Here is a 25791-nt window from a genome sequence, read left to right as displayed (position 1 = left end):
GCTTTAAAATATACGTTTTGCGGGGCTTACTGGATCAGGGTAAAAAGGTTAACCGCGATGGTTTATTTAAACCAGAGAGGAAAGGTAACCTAAATTAAAAATGTGTGCAAGCTATTTATTTAAAAATTATTTATACTTAATTTTATCAACTGCTTAAACGCATAGATTTTAATCTTAAAAAGGTAAGTATGAATTACATAATAGTCAGTGATATTTATGGTTTAACGGCACCTTTCAAGCGGTTATTAAATAATATACAAGTCACTTCAGTGGCCATAGACCCCTACAATGGTCAGCTTCAACCCATTGATAGTGAAAAATATTATTATACTAAATTTATAAATGACTGTGGTCATGATAATTATGCCGCAAAACTTTTAAATGTATTTAATAACCTTAAAGAGCCCACAACGTGCATAGGGTTTAGTGCAGGGGCAAGTGCTGCATGGCGTGCGCAGTTATTAACAGGCAATCCACACCTAAAAAAGCTGTTCGGCTTTTACCCTTCGCAAATTAGAAATCATTTAGATATTTCGGCAAAAGTACCTTGCACGTTTATTTTTCCACATACAGAAATGCATTTTAATGTAGATGAAGTGATAAGTGCTTTAGCCAGTAAAAGCCAAGTTACGTGTAACAAAACACCATTTTTACACGGGTTTATGAATGCGTACTCAGCTAATTACGATGGCAATGCGTATGATGAATATTGCGCACTTATTAAAAGCCTTTAAAGTGAATTTAACTGCGTTTTAGTAATAACAGGAAAGTCGATACGTGTATTATATTGTGCGTACAAGGTGGTAAAAATACTACTGCGCGAGAGCTTATCTAAATCTTTTATAAGTGTTTTGGCACTCGCGCGTACAGTTCTGCAGCATTTTTGGTATTGCTTTATTACAGTGGCGACGCTTTTACCTTGCTTTTGAAGAGCTAAATCAGCCTCTGCAAAAAATGCAGCTCCCGTCCAATATACGAGCTGTTGTGCGCGCTGTTTCCACATATCACTTGAAAGCTTATTAAGCGGTTGCTGTTTTGTTTTGGTCTGTAAGCGTGCTCGCTCAAACCCTGCGTTCAAGCGCTGAACAAATTGCGCTTGGCTGATCACACCGCTGTCGCGCATTATGACGTTTTGCATGTAGCTAGCAAACCCTTCGCTGAGCCAAAAGCCTGAGTAAGGCAGCAATGGTAGATATAAATGTGAAAGCTCATGGTAGAGCGTCCAATCTTTTGTAAAAGCTTTTAAACTTGCATAGCGGTCAATATGCAGCTCTAAGCCATCTGGGTTATTGCGTTTTACACTTGCCCATGGCACGGGTTCAAAAGCAAAATATTGTGGCTTTAAATAAATAGGTAAGGTGCTTTGTTGTAATGGACCTAACGTATTTTGTGTTTTTGTAAGGCTTTGATTTATCCAAGTAGCCACTGTTTTTTGGCCCTTAGTCGTGAGCGAGTCTAAATTATGAATAACCACATCGGCCGCTGAGACTTGCAAAGAGTAGGTTAACAATAATAGCCAAAAATACTTCATTTATACCTCCTAAATACGCGCTTTATACAAGACCCACTTTTCAATTAATTAAGCACATGTAATTTGCTATTTTTTTAACTAATATCAATTATAAAAAGCAAATTGCATACATGCACAAGCAAGCATGATTTAATCAACTAACACTATTTTTAGTATAGGTATTAAGCATGGCTTATCAGCATATTAAAATCCCTGAGCACGGACAAAATATTACTATTGATGCTAAAGGCCAGTGGCATGTGCCTGTAAATCCTATTATTGCTTATATTAATGGTGACGGGGTCGGGCAAGAGGTCACCCCTGCCATGCAGCATGTGGTCAATAATGCCATTGCACACTGTTACTGCGGGGAGCGAAAAATTCATTGGATGCAAGTATATAATGGCGAGCAAGCAGCAAAGTTATATGATGGCGATTGGTTCCCAGAGGAGACGATTAACGCCGTTCGAGCCTGTAAAATAGCAATTAAAGGGCCGTTAACGACACCTCTTGGCGGCGGTTTTCGCTCACTAAATGTGGCGCTAAGGCATGAAATGGATTTATTTGTAAATATGCGCACTGTTAAAGGATTAAGTGCGTTGCCATCGCCGTTAAAAAATCCATTTTTAACTAACATAACAGTGTTGCGAGATAGCAGCGAAGATGTCTATTCAGGAATAGAGTGGCAAGCCGGCAGCGTAGAGAGTGAGAAAATGCTCGACTTTTTATGTGAAGAAATGGGCGTAACGCGTCTAAGGTTTTCGCAAGAGTGTGGCATAGGTATAAAAAATATATCTAAAGAAGGCTCCGAGCGCCTAGTACGCTATGCAATTAATTACGCCCTTAAAAATAACAGCGAATCGTTAACGCTTGTCCATAAAGGGAACGTGCTTAAATTTACCGATGGCGCCTTTAAACGTTGGGGGTTTGCTTTAGCGCAAAATGAGTTTAGCGCTACCCCACACGAAAACGGACGCTGGCTTAAAATAGCACGCGCAAATAAACCGCCTTTAATCATTAAAGAAGTGATAGCCGATAATATGCTGCAGCAATGCCTAATGAACCCAGAGCAATTTGATGTAGTGGCAACAACAAATCAAAATGGCGACTTTTTGGCCGACATGCTTAGCGCACAAGTGGGGGGGGTAGGAATAATGCCTGCAGCCAATTTAAATAACGATGTGGCTTTTTTTGAGCCAACCCATGGCACGTTTGAGCGAATAGCAGGGCAAAACAAAGCAAATCCAAGCAGCAGTATTTTAAGTGGCGTTTTAATGCTTAAGTTTATGGGCTGGGATGAGGCAGCAACGCTGATTGAACACGCGCTGGAACAAGCACTCAAAAGCGGTAATGTAACTTTTGATTTAGCGCAGAATAGCAATAACTCGATAACCCTAAGTTGCAATGACTTTGCACAAAAGGTTATCGAGTATTTTTAAGCAGCTCCATTATTAGGCCGCTGTGGCTGTTTTTGCCTTGTGTACACATGGGCGATTAGTAAGCTGTGCAGCGCGGTGGTAAATATCGTGTGCATTAGGTTCATCACACTGCGTACCGCTAAGTGTATCCATTAATGCAACCACTATAATTGCTGGTACTTGGCAGCAGTATTCATCAAGTACGGCCTCGGTTGTTTGTGCATCTACATGACAAAGCGGGTGGTCTTTACGCTGGTATGCATGCAGTAGCGTATCTACTTCTAAAATGTCATCGGGCTGGTGCTTTGTTTTACGGCATTTACAACCAAACTCGTCAACCAAGGTCGCAAGTGCTTGGTATGTCTCAGCGGTATTGGTTTTAGTGCATAACTGCTGGGTAATAAACTGATGTAAATTAGCATCAATAAATAACCCGTCTTGTTGTGTAAAGCTTGATGTTGTCATAATCATTACTCTTAGTTTGTTGGCTTAACTTCACTTTAGCGCTAAGTGTATTATTTATGAAATTGTTGTTTTCAATAACTGATATTGATTTTATCAATAGTAAATGAAAGCTTACTAATACTCACCTAGCATGCTTAATTAAAGTGGTGCAAAAACTTATAAAAATGCACAAAACTGGGACACACTAAATAATAGTTAAAAGCATAATTTAATTAGGTTATTGATTTTAAATGTTTTTTATTTATGTGGAGGGTTGGCATCAAGGTTGCTAAATGTAAAGGGTAGGGTTCACTCCTATTTCTACGATTTCAAAAGCGCCATGGTATTTTCCCAAAGTTGAATACCATGGCGCTTTTTTATTTTTAAAAGAGCATTGCGCATATAATGGTTGTGATAAAAACGACGAAATAAAGTTTATGATGCCAGTTTGACTTATAATTTTTTCGATACTGTTTGATCATAATATCAACATCGTCTTTTGAAAAAATATGTTCACATCGGTAGCACTCTTGTATACCTTTTTTAATAAAAGCACCATATTCAACAAATCTATAAATATAGCTAAGGCGGCTGTCGCACAGGTAAGGGTATTCTTTTTTATTCTTCATAATTGTTATTCATGTGAGCTTTTTTTTGCTTTACTAACGTTTCTATGCCGTGCGCGACGGTTATACACCCTAAGCCTATTCCACCAAAAATAAAAAAATAGAACTTTTTGGGACTCGATTCGATAGAAGCAATTACCCGTTCCCCTCCTTTATTATGTATAACGCCATCGTTATAAGTAAAGTAGCTCCATAGAATGAAAAACAAGCCCAGTAAAATAGTTACGTATGCTTTAGTTTCTTGCTTTGAGTTTTGCTCTGATATTTCTAATTGCTTTAAAACTTTAGGATCCACTCTCTTTGGGTTATTTAGCTCCTCTATTATGCGCTTGTATCTTTGTGGGTACTTGTTTGCATCAATAGTTTCAAGTGCTTCATGTAATTCTTTAAGAGAATAATTAGAATAATCAATGTTGATAGTGACTTTCCTTAAACACTTTTTTAAATATATTTTAAGCTGTAGTCAGAATTTTAAATTAAAGAAAATTACTAACTACCTATCAGCAATTGTTTTAGCAAACTCAAGTAACTCACGGCGAAGCCATTGGTGTGCGGGAGCATGGTGAAGTAGCGGGCTCCATATCATTTTTACCTCAATAGGGACTATTTGAAACGGTACTGGGCTAATGACTAAATCGGTATGCGTGGTTAATAATTTAGCCTGCCTGCGCGGTAAAGTAGCAATAAGTTGCTCTGATTGGCATAGCAAACTTGCAATCATGTAGTGGCGTGTAAACACCCGTATTTTTCGGGTTTGCTCTAACTGCCAAAGTGCTTCATCTACCCAGCCGAGCTTTTGCTTGCCTGATTTATTGGTAACGGCGGCTTCAGGCCCCCAACCAGCACGGTTTACCCAAATGTGTTCTTTTTGTAGGTAATCATCAAGGCTTGAATGCTGTAAAAAGGTATTTTTAGGATGGGTTAAACAGCAGTAATTATCTCGCCAAACGCTGGCTTGATGAAACGAGCGTGGTAGACCGTTAAATCGATTAATAGCTAAATCGATAGTGCCTTTTTCCATATCTTGCAGGTTTACATCGCTTGGGCTAAGTACATCAAAATTAATCCCTGGGTTTTTAGTTAACTGCTCAGTAATAAAGGGGGCAATTAGGGTCGACTCCATGTAGTCGTTTGCCATTATTCTAAAGGTCACCTCTGCCGTTGCTGGGTTAAATTGCTCACTGGGCTGAGTAATTGCCTCTGCCATTTTTAAAAGAGACTCTATTTCAGGCTTTAAGCTAAGTGCTTTGCTGGTGGGGGTCATAGAGCCTGCGGCACGCACAAGTAGCGGGTCGTCAAATAAATCACGTAATCGTTTAAGTGCGTTACTCATGGCAGGTTGTGTTAGCGCGAGTTTATTAGCCGCTTTTGAAACACTTTTTTCATCAATGAGCACATTTAAGTACACTAATAAGTTGAGATCGACGTTACGTATATTCATGTGGGCGTGTTGGCCTTTCAGGGTTGAAATTTGTTCAATCTAGGGACGGTTAAATCGCGGCGCGAGATTTGCCACCTAGTGGGCTCGATAACTGCTCCTGCGTTATTCTAATGACTTACATCCATGTAAGAATAAGTAAAAATCGTGCAACAAAGAGTTAATCGTCCCTAGGAAGAACCCTCTGGGCAGTGTGTATTTGGCCTTTATGCGGCGTTAAAGTACATTTATGGGGAGTAACCACACTACATGTGCTTTGCCTTGCTTAAAAGCCAAATTCACGGCTGCAAAATTAACCTCGAAAGGTCAATACGCCCAATAAATTTTATTTATATGCTTTATTAATTACCTAAATTAAAGCCTGCTTGCTAAGGTGTAAACAATTAATAAAAAATAACCGCTATAAGTGGTAAAAATAAAAGTGCTGTAATCATGTCAAAATCGTTAACTAATCAATCCAATAATGCGCTACAGCAAGTTATTGCTACCAAGTTGGCCCGCGCTGTTTTTGCAGGCTTTGAAGCCATGTTTGCGCAGTTTTTAAATATTACGCTAGGTGCGCAAAGCCGGTTTGAACAACAAAAGTATCACGATGTGCAAAGTGCCATGCGAGAGCGCTTACAAGTGTACGAACGGGAAGTAAAAAATGTCAGTGAAGCTGTCAGAGTAATTGCTTACGCTGAACTGAGTTGCCCGCAAACATGGCAGCTAGCTAAAAATATATACGGCGATATGGTGCAAAATCATGAAAATAAACCCATAGCGCATACCTTTTTTAATTCTACCTTTGGTGCAATTTGGGACGATAAAAAAATACGTACCGTACATTTGTTTGTATTAAAAGCAAAATATAGAAGCGAGCCGCGTTCGTATGAAAACTTAGTAAGGAGAATATCGTTTAAAGATGGGTTTAACCATGCTGTAAAAACGCTCATTACCCGCCAAGCATTTAGAGTACCGTTTAGTCATTTAGATGCCGATTTACACGCATTGCAAACAACCTTAATGGCTGGTGCAAAGCAGCAATGTAAACAAGTGTATGAACTTATAAATTTAAATAATGGATATATAGAATACGCAAATTCATTATTTTTTAGAAACAAAGCCTGTTACTTAATAGGGCGCTGTATCGCTACAAATGGCGATAATATGCCTTTTGCTATCGCCATATTAAATACTAATAAAGGGTTAAAGCTTGATGCCGTAATGATGGGCGCTGATCAGTTAAGTTTACTGTTTGGTTTTTCTCGCACCTATTTTATGGTGGATACCGACCAGCCCGCGCGCTATGTAGATTACTTAAGCGTGCTGATGCCTCATAAAAAACGGTTTGAATTATTTAATGCGATTGGCTTTATTAAGCACGCTAAAACAGAGTTTTATCGTTACAAAGTTGATACCACTAAAAATAGCCCGACTCATTTTAAATACGTGACAGCACCAGGTACACCCGGCATGGTTATGCTGGTATTTACCATTGAAGGGCTAGACTACGTTTATAAAGTAATAAAAGATAAATTTAGCGCACCCAAAACAGCAACAAAAGCACAAGTAAAAGCCAAGTACAATTTTGTAAAGCAAGCCGACCGCGTAGGGCGCTTAGTTGATACACATGAATTTAGGTATTTAGCGTTCGACCTCAGCCGCTTTAGCGACGAGTTACTTAAGCAAATGAAGGCACAAATTGGCAGTAGCATGGTTATATCGGGTAAGGCGCTTATTTTAAAGCATGTGTATGTTGAGCGAAAAATGACGCCGCTTAATTTATACATTAATCACTGCTCTGACAAAGCATTACAACAGGTTATGACCGATTACGGTAAAGCGATTAAAGACTTAGCGGGTGCTAATATATTCCCAGGGGATATGCTAATGAAAAACTTTGGTGTAACCCGTTGGGGTCGTGTGGTTTTTTACGACTATGATGAAATTTGCCCGCTTACTGATTGTCACTTTAGAGATGTGCCTACTGCGCAAAACGCGCTTGAGGAGTTAAGTAGTAATACTTACTTTGATATAGCAGAAAACGATATATTCCCCAGCCAGTTTAAGGTTTTTTTTAGTGCAAACGAAACGGCATTTAACTATTTTAACGATGAACATAGCGATCTGTTTTTAGCCGATTTTTGGCAAGCTTGCCAACAACAAATCAAATCAGGCTATTTGCCCGATGTGTACCCGTATAAAAAAAGTTGGCGGTTTAAATAAAAATAACCAACCCCATGTCTTAACTATTATAAATTTTTATAAAACTTAATACGGAGCATTAATGAAATATATTTCTCATGAGGATGGCACCCTTGCATTAAGTGAAACCGATAAACCGGTTATAAAAAGCCACGAAGTGCTAGTAAAAGTATCTGCTATAGGTGTAAATCGCGCTGATTGCATGCAGCGCCAAGGTAAATATCCAGCGCCAGCTGGGGATAGCCCCATTTTAGGTTTAGAGTGTGCAGGCACAGTGGTTGAGCTTGGCAGTGAAGTGGATAAAAGCTGGCTTCATAAACGTATTTTTAGCTTGTGCGCAGGCGGGGCTTACAGCGAGTACGTAGCTATAGATGCCAAACAATTAATGGCATTACCCGATGAGCTAACCATGGTAGAAGGTGCTGCCATTAGCGAAGTATACCTAACAGCATTTGGTGCGCTTTTTGAACTTGGTAAATTACAACAAGGCCAAACAGCGCTTATTCATGCAGGGGCAAGTGGAGTAGGTGGTGCGGCTATTCAAATGGCTAAAAGTGCAGGTGCAACGGTGGTTATTACTGCCGGCTCAGATGAAAAATGCCAACATGCAAAAGCGCTTGGCGCCGATCATGCCATTAACTACAAAACAACTGACTTTGTAGAATATATGCAAGCAAATGAGCTTTCAGCAAATGTAATCGTAGATCCTGTTTCGGGCAGTTATTTAAATAAAAATGCGGCTATTGCGGCCATGGATTGCCAAATTATTATGCTTGCTTTTTTAGATGGGCGTTTTGCTGAGGTTGATTTTGCAGCGTTGTTACGCAAACGTATTTCGTTTCATGCCTCAACACTTAGAAACCGGAGCATTGAGTTTAAACGCCAATTACGCGATGATTTAGTCGCGCGTTTTTACAATGATATTGCAACTAGAAAGTACGAGTTTAACGTTTATAAAACACTACCGTGGAGCGATGCAAGCGAAGCGCACGCAATATTAGAGCGTAATGAAAATGCAGGTAAAGTGGTACTACTGGTAGAGTAACTCTTTAATTTTAGGGTTTAGCCCATATACTAAGCCCTATAAAAAACACATAAGGTTAATAATGAATCCAATACTAGCAATACTTAAAGAGCACAACGTAAGCGACGAAAAAGTAAAAGCACTATTCGAAGCCTTTACGCAAAACCCAATGATGGCTATGGCACTAGTGCAAGAGCTTGGTATTCCACCTGAAAAACTACAGCAATTAATGGCGGTGGTAATGACTCAACCGCATTTAATTAAAGAGGCTACCGACGAGCTAGGCTTAGACTTTGAAAAGGTAAAAGAAGCGAAAGATAAGCTAAACCAGCAATAAGCCCAACAAGTTACTCATTACCAAGGCATAAGCCTTGGTAATCTTGCCTTAAGTTCCACACACTTTTTGTTACATTGTTCATTGAACTGCTTGGTATTAAGCGAGTCATACTAGTACTTATGATAGATAGGGACTAGGTATGAAGGCACTTTATAAATTTTGGAAAAATAACCGTTCGTTAATTTTATTTATTGCGCTTATGAGCGTGTTTAGAAGCGCGGTTGCCGATTGGTATGAAGTACCGACAGGCTCGATGAAACCCACTATTTTAGAAGGCGATAGAATATTAACTGATAAAATGGCCTACGATATTCGCATTCCGTTTACGCATATACCTTTAGTAAAATTAGCCGACCCAAAAACAGGCGATATTATTGTATTTGATTCTCAAGCTGCAGAAAATCGGTTAATTAAACGCGTAATTGGTGTACCTGGCGATACTGTTGCACTTTACAATAACGAGCTTGTCATTAATGGCGTTAAAGTTAATTACAATAATCTGCAAAGCAATATTGATTCTTTAGATAAAATAGAAGACTTAAATGGTCATAAGCACATGATTCGTGTTGCGCATACGCCTTCGCAGCTATCGGGTTTTAATAAAATAACCATTCCAGATGATTATTATTTAGCAATGGGTGATAACCGCGACCACAGTGCTGACTCGCGTGTGATTGGTTTAATTCCTCGCAGCGAACTACTTGGCAAAGCAGAGCGCATTATTGTGTCGCTTGATTACGACGATTATTACTTACCGCGTAAAAACCGCTTTTTAAAACCCTTACTTTAAGGCGGTTTTGGGCGCTAACCACACGCCCGATTTTAATCGCTTAGCTCTACAATTTTTTGTGCAATATTATAAAGCGAGCAGTGCGAGTTCATTGCTTGCTGTTGTAATTTTTTATGAGCTTGCTCTTCGCTAAGGCTTAACTGTTCAATTAAAATATATTTTGCCTGATGTATTATTTTTTGTTCTGTTATTACTCGTTTAGCATCAACTAAAGCCTGATTTATTTGCTTAATATGCTGGCTTTGCTCCATGATTAAGTCGTACATACTTTTATTACTATTGAGTTTATTGGCGGCGGTATTTTGGGGTGTGCTTTGCTTAAACGCGAGTTGGCCATCAGTAATTGGCATGTATTGCTCTTCTAGGCTGCTTATAACCTGTTTGTTTGAATTTAAAGTTCGCTGTGCCTGAGCTATTTGCATTGCTGCAGTGTCAATAAGGTAGTCACTGAGGTTTTGCTCAATCTTATGCATAATATCTATGCGCGTTGTTGTCACCTCGTACCACACTTCACTAAGTTGAGAGAGCGGCTGCGCGTTTTCGTCATCTAAATTTTGTAAAAGCCCCCTCAGCTGATCTACCTGTTTATTGACGGGGTGATCAGTTAAAGATCGGTAGCATTTTAATACATGGTCGTCGGCGTACTCGTTAAAAAACGTAAAGCTGTGGTGCTGTTGTTGAACAAAATGCGCAAGCTGTTGTTTTTGCTCTACAGTAAACTTACTTGATGCAAACGCTTGCGCGCCGCATGCACGTTCTTGCCCAGCATATTCTTTACCTTGCATAAAGTTAAAGTAGGCAACAAGCAAGCGAGTAACGCGCGGATCGCTTGCGCCATCGGCGGCTTCTAAAATAATATTAAGTAAATACGATATAAGCTGTGTGTATGATTGGGTAGCATGCACAGGACTCACTTTTTGATTTGCTATTTGTACTCTAAGGTTTGGTAGCGCATCTAACGATTGCAAACTATGGGTAATTAAATTGTATAAACGGGTGTGGCCTGTGTCGGCGTTATCGGTAATAAAAGTCGTTTTTATTGACTGGTAAAACTGTGTTTGCGTTTGTTCTGTTAAGCTAATCTGTTGCTTTAGCTGCGAAGTAAAACGCTTGCGGTTTGAGGCGAGATAAATATTGCTCATGCCGCGCTCTTTTTGTAACTGATGTATAAAATCGCCCAGTTTAGTAAGTGATGCACAGCTTTTTTGAAGCTGTTTTAAGGCATGAATCTCTTGGTATTTTGCTGCTAATAAAAACTGTTTTGTGAGAGGGTTGCTCGATAACATAGGACTTGTTCCGCACTGTTTTGTTTTTAAAGTGCAACCACTGTTCCAAACATTTAAAAATGCATTGATTGAATTTAAAACTAAATTAAAACAGTCTCTTAAAGCCATTGTTTTTATTTGTTTGCCTATTAACTGTTGTGTATTTAATACAGTAATAAACCTTTTTGGTGCAAAATTTGTGATTTATGCACCCCATTGCGTCCTTTGTAAAATAAGAAAAAAAAGTGTTTACTCTGTAAACTACACAAAGCAAACACCAGAGGGGGAATTTATACCTCGCTATACTTAAGCAGCTCTGGGCTAACAGCCATTTTATGATTTATTACCTCGCCAACCATAATGAGCGTAGGGCCTGTTAATGTATGAACTGCACCTTCACTGACAATATGCTCAAGCGTGCTGGTTATTATCTTTTGTTTATTCGTTGTCGCATTTTCTATTAGTGCGATAGGGGTTGTTTTAGGCCAGCCAACTGATAGCAAGCCCGTGCTTAATGCGTTTAATCGCGCTAACCCCATATAAACGACTAATGTGGGATTATTGGCGTTTTGCACATAGCTGTAGTTGTGCCAATTAGGGAGTTTATTAGGATCGGCAAATTGTGCCGTTAAAAACGTAACACTTCGGGCCACATCGCGGGCGGTAAGGGGGATACCGGTATACGCTGAAGCAGCACAGGCTGTGGTAACGCCAGGTATAATAGCAAAATTAATATTGTGCTCTGTTAGGGCGCTCGCCTCTTCATTGATTCGCGCAAAAATACTCGGATCACCCCCTTTTAAACGAACAACTTTACACCCTTGTTGTGCATATTTTACTAATAGGGCACTTATGGCAGCTTGGGGCATAGAATGTTTACCAGCGCGTTTACCTACATATACACGCTGTGCATGTTTAGGTATGGTATTTAAAAGCGCTTCGCTTACTAAGCTGTCGTACAATACCACGTCGGCTGCTGCAATCAGGCGCTGCGCTTTAACCGTTATAAGCTCAGCATCGCCCGGGCCTGCTCCAATTAAATACACGTGGCCGCTTTTTGGGTGTTCAGCTTTGTGCTTTGTATCTTGAGTTAGCTTATTAACAAATTTGTTTAGCCATGGGCTTTCAATACCCGAAAAATATGAAAGAACACTCATTTTATGCTCCTCATGCTAACGCTGTAATGGCTTTTGGCTCAGCACTAACAAAAACATTGCCATTGTCTATTTTGGCTTCAAATACGGGTAGCTGTATTGCCTCTGCTTCTAGGCATTCGCCAGTATTTAAACAAAAATGTTGCTTATACAAAGGGGAGGCCACTACTAATTTGCCATCAATAGAGCCAATAATACCGCGCGATAGTACATTGGCTTTGCCTATCGGGTCGTAGTTGCTAATGGCTAACACAGGCTCACTATTTTGTGGAACATAAAATATGGCCACTTGCTGGTTGTTTACTAATGCGCATACGCCACTATTAGCAACTAGATCATCGATTGTTCCAATTTTATGCCAATACATCAGCTTGCTCCTGCTCAATTTCCATTACGGGGATACGGTTTGTTGAATTTTGTTGGTTCCGTTTTTCAGACTCAGTAGCAGGGCGAATTTGGTCGCGCTCTTGTACAAATAAAATATTGCTATCGGCATCTGGGCTATTAATAAATTGGCGGAACCGTTTTGAGGCCTCAGGACTTTCGACTGCTTTTTTCCATTCGCAGGCATAAGTTTTAGTTATAAGCGCCATTTGCATTTCAAGTTCGTGGCAAATACCTAAGCTGTCGTCTATTACTACGCTTTTTAAATAATCTAACCCGCCCTCTAAATTTTCCAACCACACTGAGGTGCGCTGTAGCTTATCGGCGGTTTTAATGTAAAACATGAGCACACGGTCAATGTATTTAATGAGTGTGTCGGTATCTAAGTCGGTCGCAAATAAATCAGCATGGCGTGGACGCATACCGCCGTTACCACACACGTATAAATTCCAGCCATTTTCGGTCGCTATTACGCCTATATCTTTGCTTTGTGCCTCAGCACATTCGCGAGTACAGCCAGAAACGGCCATTTTAATTTTATGCGGTGCGCGTAATCCTTTGTAGCGCTCTTCAATCGCAATTGCGTGGCCAACACTGTCTTGTACACCATAGCGACACCACGTACTGCCAACACACGATTTAACCGTTCTGAGCGATTTACCATACGCATGGCCGGTTTCAAAACCTGCGGCTATAAGTCTTTCCCAAATAATAGGGAGCTCTTCAAGGCGTGCACCAAATAAATCAATACGCTGCCCACCGGTGACTTTACAATACAGGTTAAAGTCTTTGGCCACTTGGCCAATGACAATGAGTTTGTCGGGGGTAATTTCACCACCAGCAATACGTGGTACTACAGAGTAGGATCCATCTTTTTGCATATTAGCTAGGTAAGTGTCGTTAGTGTCTTGCAGGCCAACATGAGCAGGCTCTAAAATAAAGTCGTTCCATGTTGAGGCTAAAATAGAAGCCACTGCGGGTTTACATATTTCACAGCCGTGATGACCGCTGCCATGCTTAGTGAGTAAATCATCAAAGGTTTTAATGCTTTCGACTTTTACTATATGTAGCAGCTCTTGGCGTGAATAAGCAAAATGCTCACACACATGGTTATTTACTTCAACGCCACGGCTTTCAAGCTCACTGTCGACTACCGATTTTAATAACGCGGCACAGCCGCCACAGCCACTGGCGGCTTTGGTGCACGCTTTAACTGCAGATAAATCGCATGAGCCGCTATCAATGGCACCCACTATATCGCCTTTACTTACATTGTGGCATGAACAAATAGTGGCAGTATCGGGCAGGGCATTCCCAGCTAAAACAGGTGCGCCTTCGCTGTCAGGTAAAATGAGGCACTCAGGATGAGCCGGTAACTCCATGTCGTTTAACATGTATTGTAGCAAGGTGTCGTAATCGCTTGTATCGCCAACAAGTACTGCGCCTAATAACTTATTGCCGGCCTCATTTAAAATAATTTTTTTATAACAATCACGAATAGGATCTTGATAAATGAGCGCTTTGCAATCAGGGGTTTTAGCGTGCGCATCGCCAATAGAACCTACCTCTACACCAAGGAGCTTTAATTTTGTGCTCATATCGGCGCCTAAAAACTCAAGGTTGCCGCCTGTGAGTTGACTTGCTGCAACGCGGGCCATGTTGTAGCCAGGTGCTACTAAACCAAAAAGTTTTTTATCCCAAAGGGCGCACTCACCAATGGCATAAATATCAGGGTCTGATGTTTGGCATTGATTATTGATTATAATACCGCCGCGCTCTCCTAATTCTAGCTCGGCTACTTTACCTAACTCATCGTAAGGGCGAATACCGGCCGAGAACAAAATTAAGTCGGTTTCTAAAAACGTGTCATCTGAAAAATTTAGTCTGTAACGGCTTGTTTCGCCTTTTACTATTTCGCTGGTGGCCTTAGCGGTATGCACGCTTACGCCCAGCTTTTCTATTTTATTTTTTAACAGCGTGCCACCTTGAGAGTCGAGTTGGACTGCCATAAGTTGAGGTGCAAATTCAACAACATGTGTATCAAGTCCAAGTTGCTTAATTGCATTGGCCGCTTCAAGTCCTAATAAACCGCCACCTATAACAACGCCACTTTTACTTTGAGCGGCGCTTGCTTTTATTTGCTCTAAATCCTCTAGGGTACGGTAAACCAAGCAATGGGGTTGGTCATTCCCTTTAATAGGCGGTACAAACGGGTACGACCCTGTTGCTAAAATAAGCTTATCGTAACTAAACGTATCACCAGTTTGAGTGTTAACTACTTTGTTTGTTTTATCTATTTCATTAACCCACTGATTAGTATGTACATTTATATTTAACTGCTGATAATTATCAAAGGTGGTGAGGGCTAAATCGGCGGCTGTTTTACCATCAAATACGCTGGATAAGTAAACACGGTCATATGCTAAATTTGCTTCCCCGCACAGTACGGTAATGTGTGCATTAGCGTCGCTTTGGCGCATTTGCTCTACAAAATGGTGCCCAACCATCCCATTACCAATAATGAGTATTTTTGTTGGTGTTTGCATTGGTATCCCCTCAATGACGGTTTAATTTAAAACAAAAAAGCCCGCCACAGATACAAGTTAATGTAACTGCGAGCGGGCTTCTTTGCCTGTGGTCATAACAACCTAAATGTGTGTCGTTTTAATAACGAACAGTATGGTTATCTTGTAAGCAAAAATACGACCAATTTTATAAGTGTTTGTTTTTTAAAAGCTACACTGCTTTTGAATGGTTTTATTTACACATATTTGAGTGGTTTTGGTGCGGTGCTAGCACTATAGAAGTGCAAATAAAGAGGCTACGACGTGCTAAGTAGTCAACAAAAGTGCATTTTGTGCCGTTAACTAATAACGGGGGAGACGTTTAGGGTATGAATAAAAAATACGCCTAATGTTATTTTGAGATAAAAAACACTAGGCGTATTAATACTGTAAAGCGGCTTACTTACTTTGCTTTGCCAGGGTTTCTACATCGGTATCTTCAACAGGTTTAAAGCTGCTTGTTGCTTCATCGTAGGTTTTAATTTCTGCAGATTCAATATCATATACCCAGCCGTGTAGCTTAATTTGACCAGTTGCAATTTTTGCAGCCACAGCAGGGTGTGTTTTTATATGCTGTAACTGTTGTACTACGTTCTCTTCAATTACCAAGCCTAGGTGTTCGTTATTATTTAGCTCTGCGCAACCGCATTTTTCTTTTACAACTTCTGTTGCTACGCGGCTGTGACCAAGCCACTCTTTAACGTGCGGCAAGCTTGATAAACCCTCAGTATTTATAGCGCCTTTCATAGCTCCACAGTCTGAGTGTCCACAAATAATAATGTGTGATACGCCCAGCGCTGCCACTGCAAATTCAATTGAGGCAGTCATGCCACCGGTTTGATTACTGTGCGGCGGGATAATATTGCCCGCGTTACGGCAAATAAATAATTCACCGGGTTCGGTTTGAGTTACTAAGTTAGGGTCGATACGTGAGTCGGCACAGGTGATAAATAACACTTCTGGGTTTTGACCATTGGCTAGTTTTTGAAACGCTGCTTTTTTTGATGGGTAAACTTCTTTTTGAAACTTAGCCACGCCCGAAATAATATGTTCCATGTACAACTCCTAATTGGGGTAATTTAATCGTATTACTTATAGCTTTATTCGCCAGACAAATTAGCGCCAGTATAACTTTGTTCTTATTTTTTTTGTACTGTTTAGCCGTTTAATAAATTTCATGTAATTTAATTAAATGCTGCATAAGGGGCGGTAGGTTATCAAAGCCATTAATGGCAAGTTTTATAATGAATCAACGGGGATAGGGATTTGTAAGGTTATTTAAATAAATTGGCAAAATAGGGAAGGTAGGAGCGTGTTAAACGCCCCTATTCAATTAGAGTTTATTAAAAGTCATAGTTAAAGCTTAGAGTAAGCCTTCTACCATCTAATACAACGCCATAAGTCTCGTTGGTAACTACACGGTCTGTTACGTTATATAAGCCAGCCATGAGTTTTAAGTCATCAGTAACCCAATAACGAGCACCTATATCCATCATGGTGTAACCCGGAGTACCATCACTTAGGCTGGTACGACTTAAGTAGTCGGTTGTTTCGCCACGATAATTTACACGGCTCCATAAATTTACAGTATCGCTGGCGTCCCAATTTAAGCTAATGTTAGCCATGCTCTTTGGTATTTTATTTAAAGGCTCGCCTGCAAAGTCACCGGTTTTTTGCTCAGAATCAGTGTAAGAATAGTCGCCTTTAACACGTAAACTTTGGTTAATACGGTAGCTTATCGTTGCTTCTAACCCTTGCATCTGTGCTTTTGAGATATTTTTTTGCGTACTTAAAAACTGATAGGTATTGCCGCTGAATTCACATTGGTAGTTTTCAAAGTCATTCCTATCAATATTTTCGCTAACACAGTATCGATCTTCTGCAATTTTATCATCAAAGTTTGTCTGATAAAGCGTTAAGCTAGTGGATAGACCTACTTTGGGGTCGTTATAAATAAAACCTACTTCGTAGTTTACGCTGGTTTCAGGCTCTAGATCAGGATTACCTATGATCAAGGCACGTGAAATCGATGTCCCATCTGCAGATAAATTAGGCGACCCGCCGCCACCAGTACCGCGTCCAAAGCCAGCTGTGGCTTGAGAGAGTGAAGGTTGCGTATACCCTGTAGAAACACCGCCCTTAATAGTAAAATTATTAGTGGTATGCCAGTTGGCATACAGGCGGGGTGACCAATGCGAGCCAAATTGTTCGTCGTTATCGTATCTTAAGCCTGTTGTTATGGCTAAGTCGTCAATAAAGTTCCACTCAACCTCTGTGAATAAAGCACCAATCCACCGATCTACCGTGTCACTTGCAATAGCAACATTAGCATCAAGTAAACCGTTGGTTTCATCAACGAGCTCTTCTGTTTTATAGCGTGCGCCAACAGTATAAATGTGCTTATCGCCTGCGTAAGTTGCCGAACTATTTAGCGTGATCACTTCTTCTTTTTTATCTTCATTTTGAACACGTTCCGATAAGTCTTGCTGAAGATACGTATTTGTAGTTAGCTTGCCATAATTACCATTATGGGTAACCACATACATTTGCTTCTCATATTCGTATTGAGACCCTTCGGCATCAGCCGCAATAGACTCACCTGGCGTATGCTTAAAATCAATGTTTGATGTATTGTAAGCTAAGCTCATTCGGTTTTTAGCATTTACAGCCCAATTAAATTTTACACCTAATTGCGTTGTATCCGAATCAGGGCGGCTTGCAGCAGAGTCACCACCGCCTGAATAACCACTTTCATCGGTATGCTGTAAAGACCCTGTAAGCTCAACGCCTAATACGTCTTTTATTAAAGCGCCGCCCAGATAAAAGTCACTATTGTACTCATCATTACTTACATCATTCATCGATGAGGTATAACTGGCCGCCAAACTGCCTGACCAGTGTTGAGGGGCTGCACGGGTAATAATATTAATTACACCCCCCATTGCCTCTGAGCCATAAAGCGATGACATAGGGCCGCGAATAACTTCTACACGTTCAATCATTGCAAGCGGTGGTATACCAATTTGTTTGCCTCCATCGGCACCGTTGGTATTGACAGAGCGACCCGCTGAAATAGGGCGGCCATCAACAAGGTATAGGGTGTACTGATCATCCATACCGCGAATACTAATATCTTGCATATTACCGCCACCATTGACGTATACGCCGGGTATATCGCGAACAGCATCCACCACAGTGGTATAAGACTGTTTACGTAACTCTTCTTGTAATATGACCGAGATAGAAGCAGGGGCGTCTATAATTTTTTGTTGGTAACCGGTTGCTGTTACAACCATTGTTTCCATTTCGTTGTTATTTTCTGTGGCCGAAGCTCCCATGGCTAAAGGGATAAAAATAGCCAAAGGTAACTTTTTACAGGTCAATGGTGCTTGCTTAAACAATGAGCGGTTGCACATTAAAATGTTCTCCTTTACGTGTAGACCTTTATTTATAAAGTGCAAATGATAATTCTTATTGTTATCATGTAAAGAAAATTGAATGGAACAATGTGTTGCAAAAGCCGCAACACATTGCACTCGTTTGTTTATAACAAACAGGTTTAACTGAAGGTGTAAGCCTGTTTTGTATTTCAAACGTTGCAGGAGGTTATAGTGTTACAGTTTAAAGAATTACATAGTTTTGTGTCTGTTGTCAGTTCGGGCAGTTTATCAAGTTCTGCAAAAACGCTTCAGTTATCTAAATCTACTCTTAGCCGACACCTAAAAAATTTAGAGCAAGATACAGGTTATACTTTATTAAAAAGAATGCCTAAAAGCTTAGTCCCTACGGAGGCAGGGCTGCGTTTTTATAGTTATTGCGAGCAAATACTTCGCATTGCTAATGAGGCCAAACATGAACTAGCTACACTTGATGAAAAGATACAAGGCGAGGTGGTTGTGTATGTTGATAATGGTTTATTAAGAGGTTGGCTTGGCGATGTGGTTGCTCAGTTTTTAACGCGCTTTCCTGATGTGAGCGTGACTTTAAAAACAGATATAAAGGCAAATTCAAATCAGTGGCGAGATCATATTTTACTTTGTATGGGCTCTCTCCCAGAGACCAGCCAACGCCAAGAAAAACTCTGCATGTTATGGCAAGGCGTATTTGGTAGTAAAGAGTATTTTAGCCGTAACGGCTACCCACAATCACCGGAAGATTTGATAAACACACAATGGCTTCAATTACTTGGGAATAAAAGCGAGCAGCTAGTGATGACTGATCAGCGTGGAACGACATTAAGTGTGCCAGTACCTTCGTCACGCATTCAGTCTGATCAGCTAGTGTTACAGGGGGATGCAATAAGCCACGGGCATGGGCTGGGTTTATTACCACTGTGGCAAGCCAGCATGCGGCTCAATGCTCATCCTGGGTGTTTTGAGCGTTGTTTAAACGACTGGGTAGCGGATCCACTGCCTATTTGGCTATGTTACCCATTTGGTAAATTAGCGAAAAAGCAACGCGCCTTTATAGATCATATTAAAGGTAATTTACCTAAAGCCTGGAATACTGAAATATGCCAAAGTATGTAATAGTAATTAGAGTATGTTGAGCTTTTAAGTTAACTTCTCATCAGTCTGTATGGTATTTAGGCAAAGCCGAGCCTATCTCGTTATTCCCTATAAACAGCCGCTGCCCAAAGGGTCTCCCTGGAGACTATTTACTCTTTGTAACTCGGCTTTTGCTTAATCCATTATGTTACAAAAATCGCGCCGTGATTAAATAGCCCCTAGTTTAAACAAATTTCAGTCCGCAAAGATCAACTGACCCTCACAAACGCGAAGAAATGTCTTAGTGTTTTAGAAACTGCAACGCAAAAAACCGCTTTTATACCAAACAAAACAAATACGACTCATTATCATTTTTAGGTGTGCGTGATAGCATGGCCTACCAATTACCTATACTTACACAAAAGGAAATAGTAATAATATACGGTCATTTTTTAAATATACTTATAATTTTAGTGTTCGGCTTTTATTCAGTGGCAAGTTTTGCCAACTACCCTTTAACAATAGAGCATGCAGGAAAGAAGCCTGTTGTTATAAAACAAAAACCTAAAAAAGTGGTTGTTTTTGATTTAGGTGTACTCGATACCATAACAGCCCTTGATGTTGAAGTAACCGCTGTAGCTAAGGGCGTGTTCCCAGATTATTTGGCAGGTTATAACACCTCTGATAAAGCAATAGCGGGTAGTTTATTTAAACCCGACTATGCAAAGCTCAAAGATATAAAACCTGATCTTATTATTGTGGGTGGCCGAAGCCGTAAGGCCCTTGATAAACTATCGGGTATTGCGCCAACTATTGATTTAACCGTTAATGCCGATACCTTTGTGCCTAGCGTTAAAAGAAATGTTTTATTACTGGGCAGTATTTTTGATAAAAAACAACAAGCAAAGTCACTGTGGGAAAAGCTAAACAGTAAAATCCTAACTTTGCAGGTAAAGCAAAAAGTAAAGGTGCAGGGCTAGTTTTATTTACCGTAAAAGATGTGTTTATTGCACACTTACCCGGCGATAGGTTTGGTATGGTGTATGACCTGTTAGGTATTCCAAGCGTTGGTAAAATTAATAAACAAACCGATAGCAAAGCAAATAAAAAGCAAACTAAAGCACAAAAAGCCAAACATGCTGCAACCCTTACAAAAGCATACATAGAAAAAAAACCTGATTGGTTATTTATACTCGACAGAGGGCTAGCAACCGCAGGACAAAGTAATATTAAGCAAGCATTAACTAGTTCACCCTATATAAAAAATTCAAACGCTTGGCAAAAAAATCATGTTTATTATCTAAATCCAACACAGTGGTACGTAGTTACTGGTGGATACACGAGTGTACTTAACACGGTTAATGATCTAAATACACTATGGTAAGTAACAAACCCAAAAGTGAACACTATTAACTCAGCATACTTTGAGTTTATGGGCTGATTTTAAGTTATACATGCGCTGATCCGCTAAGGTTAAACACTCGGTATGGCTTTGGCATTCATCGCTTGATGCTATGCCATAACTAATACCTGATTGCGGCCACTGTCGCTGTATAGTGTTATGTAATGCGTTGAGCTTTTGGGTGAGCGTGGTTTTTAGCTGGGGGAGGTGTGATTTGTTTTTGACTTTACATAACCAAATAAATTCATCGCCCCCGGTTCTAAATACGGTGCCGTCTTGCGCTAAATGCTGTGTCATTAATTTTGCTGCATTAATTAAAAACGCATCCCCTTTGGCGTGCCCAAGCCCATCGTTTATTTTTTTTATTCCATCACAATCTATAAACACAATGATGTAAGCACTATGTGCAAGTTTAACCAGCTCATCATCTAATAATAATCGGTTGCCAACTTGGGTTAGAGGGTCAAAGCGAGATTCATACAATAAGGTATTAAACGCTTGATGCTTTAACTTCAGCCACTCAGATAAAGATAATAATATACACACGCAATCTATTGCTAAAGCGAACAGCACAAAGATTTCTGCTGAGGTTGCATTTATTAAATTAAAATGAAACGCAACGTAGACTACTAATGAGAGGCTATAGAGCACATTGCCAAATAAAAAATACTTGGCTCTAAAATCGTTCAGGCTAAGCATAGCAAACCCGGTAGTTAAACTAAGCGTAACCCATATTGCTGCTAAAAAATGCGCGGTATAAAACACCACATAAAAGGGCATTAATAGACTGCAAACGCCACATACAAGGGCAGTAATAGAGAAGTATTTTAATGCGCGTGCCAGCTTGTTTGTTTTTTCTTTATCAAAGTTAAATAGGTAGTAGGTAAATGCGCCAGCGCAACTCACAGCAAAGGCGAATAAATACATACCTAAGTAATGTTTATTAAAAGTGGGACTGGCGTAAACTGCATTGACAGCACCTGAGGCAAACGCCCAACCAAAGCCATGTAAACCAACATAGCCAGCACAAAATAAGGCCACTTTTTGTTTTACATTTAAAAACATTACCAAGGCCAATATTGCTAAAGTAAGCATGACTGAAATAGCAATAAGGCTTACTGAGTTTATATAAAATTGATGATGTAAAAATGCACCCTCATCTAAAATAGTCAGATCAACTGGGGTAGGGTAATGTTTGGCTTCTAAATATATCCACAAATAGCCCTTGCTTGGTTCAAAAAAGGGCAGTTTAAATGCCTGACCATGCATTAAAATAGCCGGTTGATTAACGTGTGACTGCGAAAAATCAGCAAGCTTAACTATATCCCCTTCAGCTGTTTGCCAAAAGGCTAGGCCAACATCGATAAAATTGGCCTGAGGAAGCACATACCAATCTCCAGTGGTGGGGCTATTTAGTGCCACTTTTGTCACTACAGCGCCACTTTTACCGAGCAGAGTGCTTATTTCAGAACTGTTTTTATATGATGTAATGACTTGTTGAGCAGAAGGTGTGGTATTAAATGCTGTGACAGGGCGCCACAGGTCATCATCTTTTAGCGTAATTTTATCAGTATTTAGTGGGTATGCATGTACTAGCGGGCTAAACAAAATGCAAAAGAACAACACTGTTAATTTACCAATCCGCACCATACCTAAACTCACTTAAAAAAACCGCTAAGTGATTATAATCAAACTCTTAATAAATAGTATATAAATCAATCAAAATTAGTGCCCTAAAGTAACCGCTTTACTTGGCATTAAAGAGCAAGCTGCATTAATTCATACGTAATACGGCGACATATATATTTAAACAATTTTATACTTACTGTAAGTATTTTTTCGAAGGGGAGTAGTTTTGGTACGACTGAGTGTATTCGAACCACCGATTTCGGCGTGGGCATAGAGAGTTGGTAGTGCTAACCAAATGAGCTACAGTCGTACAAATATATATTTATTCAAAAGGAAGAATAGTTTTGGTACGACTGAGTGGATTCGAACCACCGACCTCTACCATGTCAAGGTAGCGCTCTAACCAACTGAGCTACAGTCGTACAAATAATATCTTAATTATATTTATTCATAGGGAAGAATAAATTTGGTACGACCGAGTGGATTCGAACCACCGACCTCTACCATGTCAAGGTAGCGCTCTAACCAACTGAGCTACGGTCGTATTACCTAATTAAGATGCGGTGAATATAATTTACCAGCGGCCGCTAATATATAGCGTGGTGAGTGGTGAATCAAGCAAGTTTGTTGCTTTTAGGTTTATTTGCCGTTTTTTTATTCACATTGGGCTGATTTCACACGTTTTATAAAAGTTTTGCCACCAGGTTACGTGTTTTTTTGCTGAGCCTTTAAGCTGGTTTAATAGATTATTTTGCGAATTCTGCGCTATCAAAGTGTTTATTTGGCTATTTGTTATGGGTTCGTCAAGCCAAAGTTGGCTATACAGAGGTAGTAGTGTTTCAAGGTAGCCTGCTAAATTAGCCTGATAAGGCTGTATTTTTTTGAGGTAAAACTTTTGGAAGACGTTGCTAACTATTGTCGCTACTTTTTTATTTTTTCCTGCTGGGCATATCTCATCAATTGATTGCGACTGAATAAATTGCGTTGCTGAATTATTAAATGCTATTTGCAAACGCGCAGAGTAAATAAGTAATTGGTTAAAACGGTACTTGTTAAGCTGCTCTAACGCGTTAAATATGTCTGCGGAGTTGATTTTTAAATAGTGTTTATTGAGTATGTGGCGCTTTAACTGTACAAGCTTCTGCATGGCCGCTACGGTGTCGCTATACCCAGCCGGCGACACAGCAAGCTCTGCGCTGCTAGCTTGCCACGTGTTTTTAAGCTCAAATTCGTTATACAGCATTAAATTAAAGTAGTGGTTTAGTGTTTGCTCTTTTTGCGCTTTTGCATTTAATAGGGTTTTGTAAATGTTTGAGTCAGGCTTAAGTGTGCTTAAGCACTGCTGCGCATTTTGCACAAACTCTATTTGATACTTTAAAACACTGGCATAGCCTGCCGTTTTGCCTAGCTGATTATTATGCTCGCTAATAAGTAAGCTGAGTTTACAATGGCTTAAACTGGCAAGTTCTACTAAGCTGATAGTACTGCCTTTAGTAAGCGTATTTGGGGGTAATAGCGGGCTAATTGGTGCAGGCTTACTTAAGCTTGGAGCTTGGGTTTCAAGGGTATTACTTAAGCGTTCTGTGTATGTTTGATACGTGGTGCTGGGCGCTTTTGAACACCCAGCAAGCACGGCGCAACACACAGCTAATAAATAGCTTAACCATGTTTTGCTAGATAATAATGTAAGGGCTTTTTTATACAAATGGCGCCTGCTTTAATCGCTTATTAACGGTGAACATAAGCCACACAGCAGCAACGGTTAAACCAAAAATAATACCTATCCAAAAACCGTGCGGCCCCATGGCGGGCACAATTAAATCTGTTCTTCCTAATACGTAGCCTGAAGCAAAACCGATTAACCAGTACGATATAAACGTGATATACGATATAGGCTGAGTATGCTTTAAACCCCTTAATATGCCATTGGCAGCGACTTGCAGTGCATCAGGAATTTGATAAATACAGGCTAAAATCATAATAGAGCTAGCTAAGGCAATAACAGCAGGGCTGTCGGTGTATAGTTGGCTTATTAAATCGCGGCCAATAAAGGTTATAAAAGCTAAAAATAACGCAATAGCAATGGCCAAAATGTAGCTGGTTGATATAGCAGTTTTTAATTGACTTAAATGGTTTTGACCAAATAAATTACCAATACGAATACTAATGGCGATAGATAAGCTCAGTGGCATCATAAATAATAATGCAGTTACGCTTCCTGCAATTTGATGGCCCGACACTGCAACAGCGCCTAAATGTGCAATAAACAAAGGTATGCACGCAAATAGCGTAATTTCAAAAAAGGTGGCCAACGAAATGGGTATACCTAATTTGGTAATAATGCCAATGGTTTTAATATTGGGCTTTTCAAAATTTGCCAGCAGGGCTTTTGCATCTATTTTTTTACTAAACTGGCAATAGGTTACTTGTGCAACAGCCATTACCGTTAGCACCAATGCCGTAGCAATGCCACACCCCGCACCGCCTAAAGCTGGTAAGCCAAATAACCCATTTATAAAAATATAGTTAGCCGGAATATTAACGCCAAGGCCCAGCAAACTGATATAAAAAGCCGGTTTTGTCATCCCCATGCCTTCGGTCATATTGCGATAAACGGTAAAAATTAAAAAACCAAAGGCGCCCCATTTCACAAAATGAATATAGTCATGCGCAAGGCTTGCAATAGCGGGGGTTGTATCGAGTTTTAAAATAACAATATCGGCTAGGTTGGCGATACCAAAACCAATTGTGCTTAAAATTGCGGTTAAATACAGTGCTTGCTGAAAATAATGGCTAATGCCTTTTTTATCATTAGCACCCGCAAATTGGGCAATAATCCCGGTTAACGCGAGCAAAATACCTTGCAGTGCCAGTAATAACGGGTTCCATATACCGGTTGCAATCGATAGCGCAGCTAAATCTGTGGGGCTTACTTGGCCTGCCATAATAGTGTCGACCACCGACATTAAAACGAGTGTTACTTGTGCTAAAAATACAGGTACGGCAAGGGTAATTAAACGTTTGGCTTCCCAGCTACTAAAGGTCATAAAAACAGCTATTTGATAAAACAGGGCGCAATTGTAATCGATTGTGTTTCAAATAAAAATCACTGTAGTGAATGATTTTACCCGT

At 40.0% G+C, this 25791-nt stretch carries 22 protein-coding genes and 3 tRNA genes; 9 read left to right on the top strand and 16 right to left on the bottom strand.

The window, feature by feature from the left end; translation table 11 throughout:
- Positions 1-188: 188 nt before the first annotated feature.
- Entirely contained in the window at positions 189-734 is a 546-nt protein-coding gene (locus CWC16_RS08615; protein WP_138541248.1) for a dienelactone hydrolase family protein, read from the top strand.
- Here the strand turns inward: CWC16_RS08615 and CWC16_RS08610 are convergent.
- Positions 731-1531 carry a M61 family metallopeptidase gene (locus CWC16_RS08610; protein ID WP_138541247.1) on the bottom strand — a complete coding sequence of 267 codons (801 nt, stop codon included), beginning with the start codon at positions 1529-1531 and terminating at the stop codon, positions 731-733. The two genes, CWC16_RS08615 and CWC16_RS08610, sit on opposite strands and share 4 nt — an antisense overlap.
- 167 nt (positions 1532-1698) lie before the next feature.
- On the opposite strand from CWC16_RS08610, the gene icd reads away from it, so the two are divergent.
- The gene (gene icd, locus CWC16_RS08605; RefSeq protein WP_138541246.1) at positions 1699-2949 is read left to right on the top strand and encodes an NADP-dependent isocitrate dehydrogenase; all 1251 of its coding nucleotides are present in this window, start codon (positions 1699-1701) and stop codon (positions 2947-2949) included.
- 12 nt (positions 2950-2961) lie between these two features.
- Here the strand turns inward: icd and CWC16_RS08600 are convergent, their stop codons facing one another.
- The 3 genes from CWC16_RS08600 to CWC16_RS08585 form a co-directional block, all read right to left on the bottom strand.
- Complete coding sequence (locus tag CWC16_RS08600) at positions 2962-3393, bottom strand: hypothetical protein (protein ID WP_055014413.1); 432 nt, start codon at positions 3391-3393, stop codon at positions 2962-2964.
- Positions 3394-3990: 597 nt separating this feature from the next.
- On the bottom strand, positions 3991-4293 hold the full coding sequence (locus CWC16_RS08590) for a hypothetical protein (protein ID WP_138541244.1): 303 nt from the start codon (positions 4291-4293) through the stop codon (positions 3991-3993).
- A gap of 198 nt (positions 4294-4491) precedes the next feature.
- Positions 4492-5439 (bottom strand): LysR family transcriptional regulator, encoded by a 948-nt coding sequence (locus tag CWC16_RS08585; RefSeq protein WP_138541243.1) that lies wholly within the window; start codon positions 5437-5439, stop codon positions 4492-4494.
- Between the two features lie 429 nt (positions 5440-5868).
- Between CWC16_RS08585 and aceK the strand changes: the two genes are divergently transcribed.
- The 4 genes from aceK to lepB all read left to right on the top strand — a co-directional run bounded on the left by aceK (position 5869) and on the right by lepB (position 9774).
- The gene (gene aceK / locus CWC16_RS08580) at positions 5869-7644 is read left to right on the top strand and encodes a bifunctional isocitrate dehydrogenase kinase/phosphatase (RefSeq protein WP_138541242.1); all 1776 of its coding nucleotides are present in this window, start codon (positions 5869-5871) and stop codon (positions 7642-7644) included.
- Positions 7645-7705: 61 nt separating this feature from the next.
- Positions 7706-8668 carry a zinc-binding dehydrogenase gene (locus CWC16_RS08575; protein WP_138541241.1) on the top strand — a complete coding sequence of 321 codons (963 nt, stop codon included), beginning with the start codon at positions 7706-7708 and terminating at the stop codon, positions 8666-8668.
- 61 nt (positions 8669-8729) lie between these two features.
- Positions 8730-8984, top strand: a complete 255-nt coding sequence (locus CWC16_RS08570) for a DUF2999 family protein (protein WP_004586776.1) — start codon at positions 8730-8732, stop codon at positions 8982-8984.
- Positions 8985-9123: 139 nt separating this feature from the next.
- Positions 9124-9774 carry a signal peptidase I gene (gene lepB / locus CWC16_RS08565; RefSeq protein WP_138541240.1) on the top strand — a complete coding sequence of 217 codons (651 nt, stop codon included), beginning with the start codon at positions 9124-9126 and terminating at the stop codon, positions 9772-9774.
- Between the two features lie 32 nt (positions 9775-9806).
- Here lepB and CWC16_RS08560 read toward each other — a convergent pair whose 3' ends face one another.
- From CWC16_RS08560 to CWC16_RS08530, 6 genes are all read right to left on the bottom strand, one after another.
- Positions 9807-11060 carry a nitrate regulatory protein gene (locus CWC16_RS08560; RefSeq protein ID WP_138541239.1) on the bottom strand — a complete coding sequence of 418 codons (1254 nt, stop codon included), beginning with the start codon at positions 11058-11060 and terminating at the stop codon, positions 9807-9809.
- Positions 11061-11329: 269 nt separating this feature from the next.
- Positions 11330-12196 carry a uroporphyrinogen-III C-methyltransferase gene (cobA, locus tag CWC16_RS08550; RefSeq protein ID WP_138541237.1) on the bottom strand — a complete coding sequence of 289 codons (867 nt, stop codon included), beginning with the start codon at positions 12194-12196 and terminating at the stop codon, positions 11330-11332.
- Positions 12197-12206: 10 nt separating this feature from the next.
- Complete coding sequence (gene nirD / locus CWC16_RS08545; RefSeq protein ID WP_138541236.1) at positions 12207-12560, bottom strand: nitrite reductase small subunit NirD; 354 nt, start codon at positions 12558-12560, stop codon at positions 12207-12209.
- Positions 12547-15123, bottom strand: a complete 2577-nt coding sequence (gene nirB, locus CWC16_RS08540) for a nitrite reductase large subunit NirB (RefSeq protein WP_138541235.1) — start codon at positions 15121-15123, stop codon at positions 12547-12549. The genes nirD and nirB overlap by 14 nt, the downstream gene beginning before the upstream one ends.
- 417 nt (positions 15124-15540) lie before the next feature.
- Positions 15541-16197, bottom strand: a complete 657-nt coding sequence (locus CWC16_RS08535; protein ID WP_138541234.1) for a carbonic anhydrase — start codon at positions 16195-16197, stop codon at positions 15541-15543.
- A 287-nt stretch (positions 16198-16484) separates the two neighbouring features.
- On the bottom strand, positions 16485-18557 hold the full coding sequence (locus tag CWC16_RS08530) for a TonB-dependent receptor domain-containing protein (RefSeq protein WP_138541233.1): 2073 nt from the start codon (positions 18555-18557) through the stop codon (positions 16485-16487).
- A gap of 195 nt (positions 18558-18752) precedes the next feature.
- Between CWC16_RS08530 and CWC16_RS08525 the strand changes: the two genes are divergently transcribed.
- From CWC16_RS08525 to CWC16_RS08515, 3 genes are all read left to right on the top strand, one after another.
- A complete protein-coding gene (locus tag CWC16_RS08525) occupies positions 18753-19670 on the top strand; it encodes a LysR family transcriptional regulator (RefSeq protein ID WP_004586768.1) in 918 nt (305 codons plus the stop codon).
- A gap of 350 nt (positions 19671-20020) precedes the next feature.
- Entirely contained in the window at positions 20021-20608 is a 588-nt protein-coding gene (locus tag CWC16_RS08520) for an ABC transporter substrate-binding protein (RefSeq protein WP_138541232.1), read from the top strand.
- Between the two features lie 20 nt (positions 20609-20628).
- A complete protein-coding gene (locus tag CWC16_RS08515; RefSeq protein WP_138541231.1) occupies positions 20629-21012 on the top strand; it encodes a substrate-binding domain-containing protein in 384 nt (127 codons plus the stop codon).
- A gap of 30 nt (positions 21013-21042) precedes the next feature.
- Here the strand turns inward: CWC16_RS08515 and CWC16_RS08510 are convergent, their stop codons facing one another.
- The 6 genes from CWC16_RS08510 to CWC16_RS08490 form a co-directional block, all read right to left on the bottom strand.
- On the bottom strand, positions 21043-22692 hold the full coding sequence (locus CWC16_RS08510; protein WP_138541230.1) for a sensor domain-containing diguanylate cyclase: 1650 nt from the start codon (positions 22690-22692) through the stop codon (positions 21043-21045).
- 194 nt (positions 22693-22886) lie between these two features.
- Positions 22887-22969 (bottom strand) — tRNA-OTHER (locus tag CWC16_RS19860).
- A 35-nt stretch (positions 22970-23004) separates the two neighbouring features.
- A tRNA-Val gene (locus CWC16_RS08505) sits at positions 23005-23081 on the bottom strand.
- Between the two features lie 45 nt (positions 23082-23126).
- Positions 23127-23203 (bottom strand) — tRNA-Val (locus CWC16_RS08500).
- A gap of 114 nt (positions 23204-23317) precedes the next feature.
- Positions 23318-24364 (bottom strand): DUF3080 family protein, encoded by a 1047-nt coding sequence (locus tag CWC16_RS08495; protein WP_138541229.1) that lies wholly within the window; start codon positions 24362-24364, stop codon positions 23318-23320.
- A complete protein-coding gene (locus CWC16_RS08490; RefSeq protein WP_138541228.1) occupies positions 24357-25706 on the bottom strand; it encodes an MATE family efflux transporter in 1350 nt (449 codons plus the stop codon). Before CWC16_RS08490 ends, CWC16_RS08495 begins: the two co-directional genes overlap by 8 nt.
- Positions 25707-25791: the final 85 nt, after the last annotated feature.

The sequence above is a fragment of the Pseudoalteromonas sp. S3776 genome (assembly GCF_005886915.1).
Taxonomy (GTDB): Bacteria; Pseudomonadota; Gammaproteobacteria; order Enterobacterales; family Alteromonadaceae; genus Pseudoalteromonas.
This window is presented reverse-complemented; position numbering and strand designations above follow the sequence as displayed.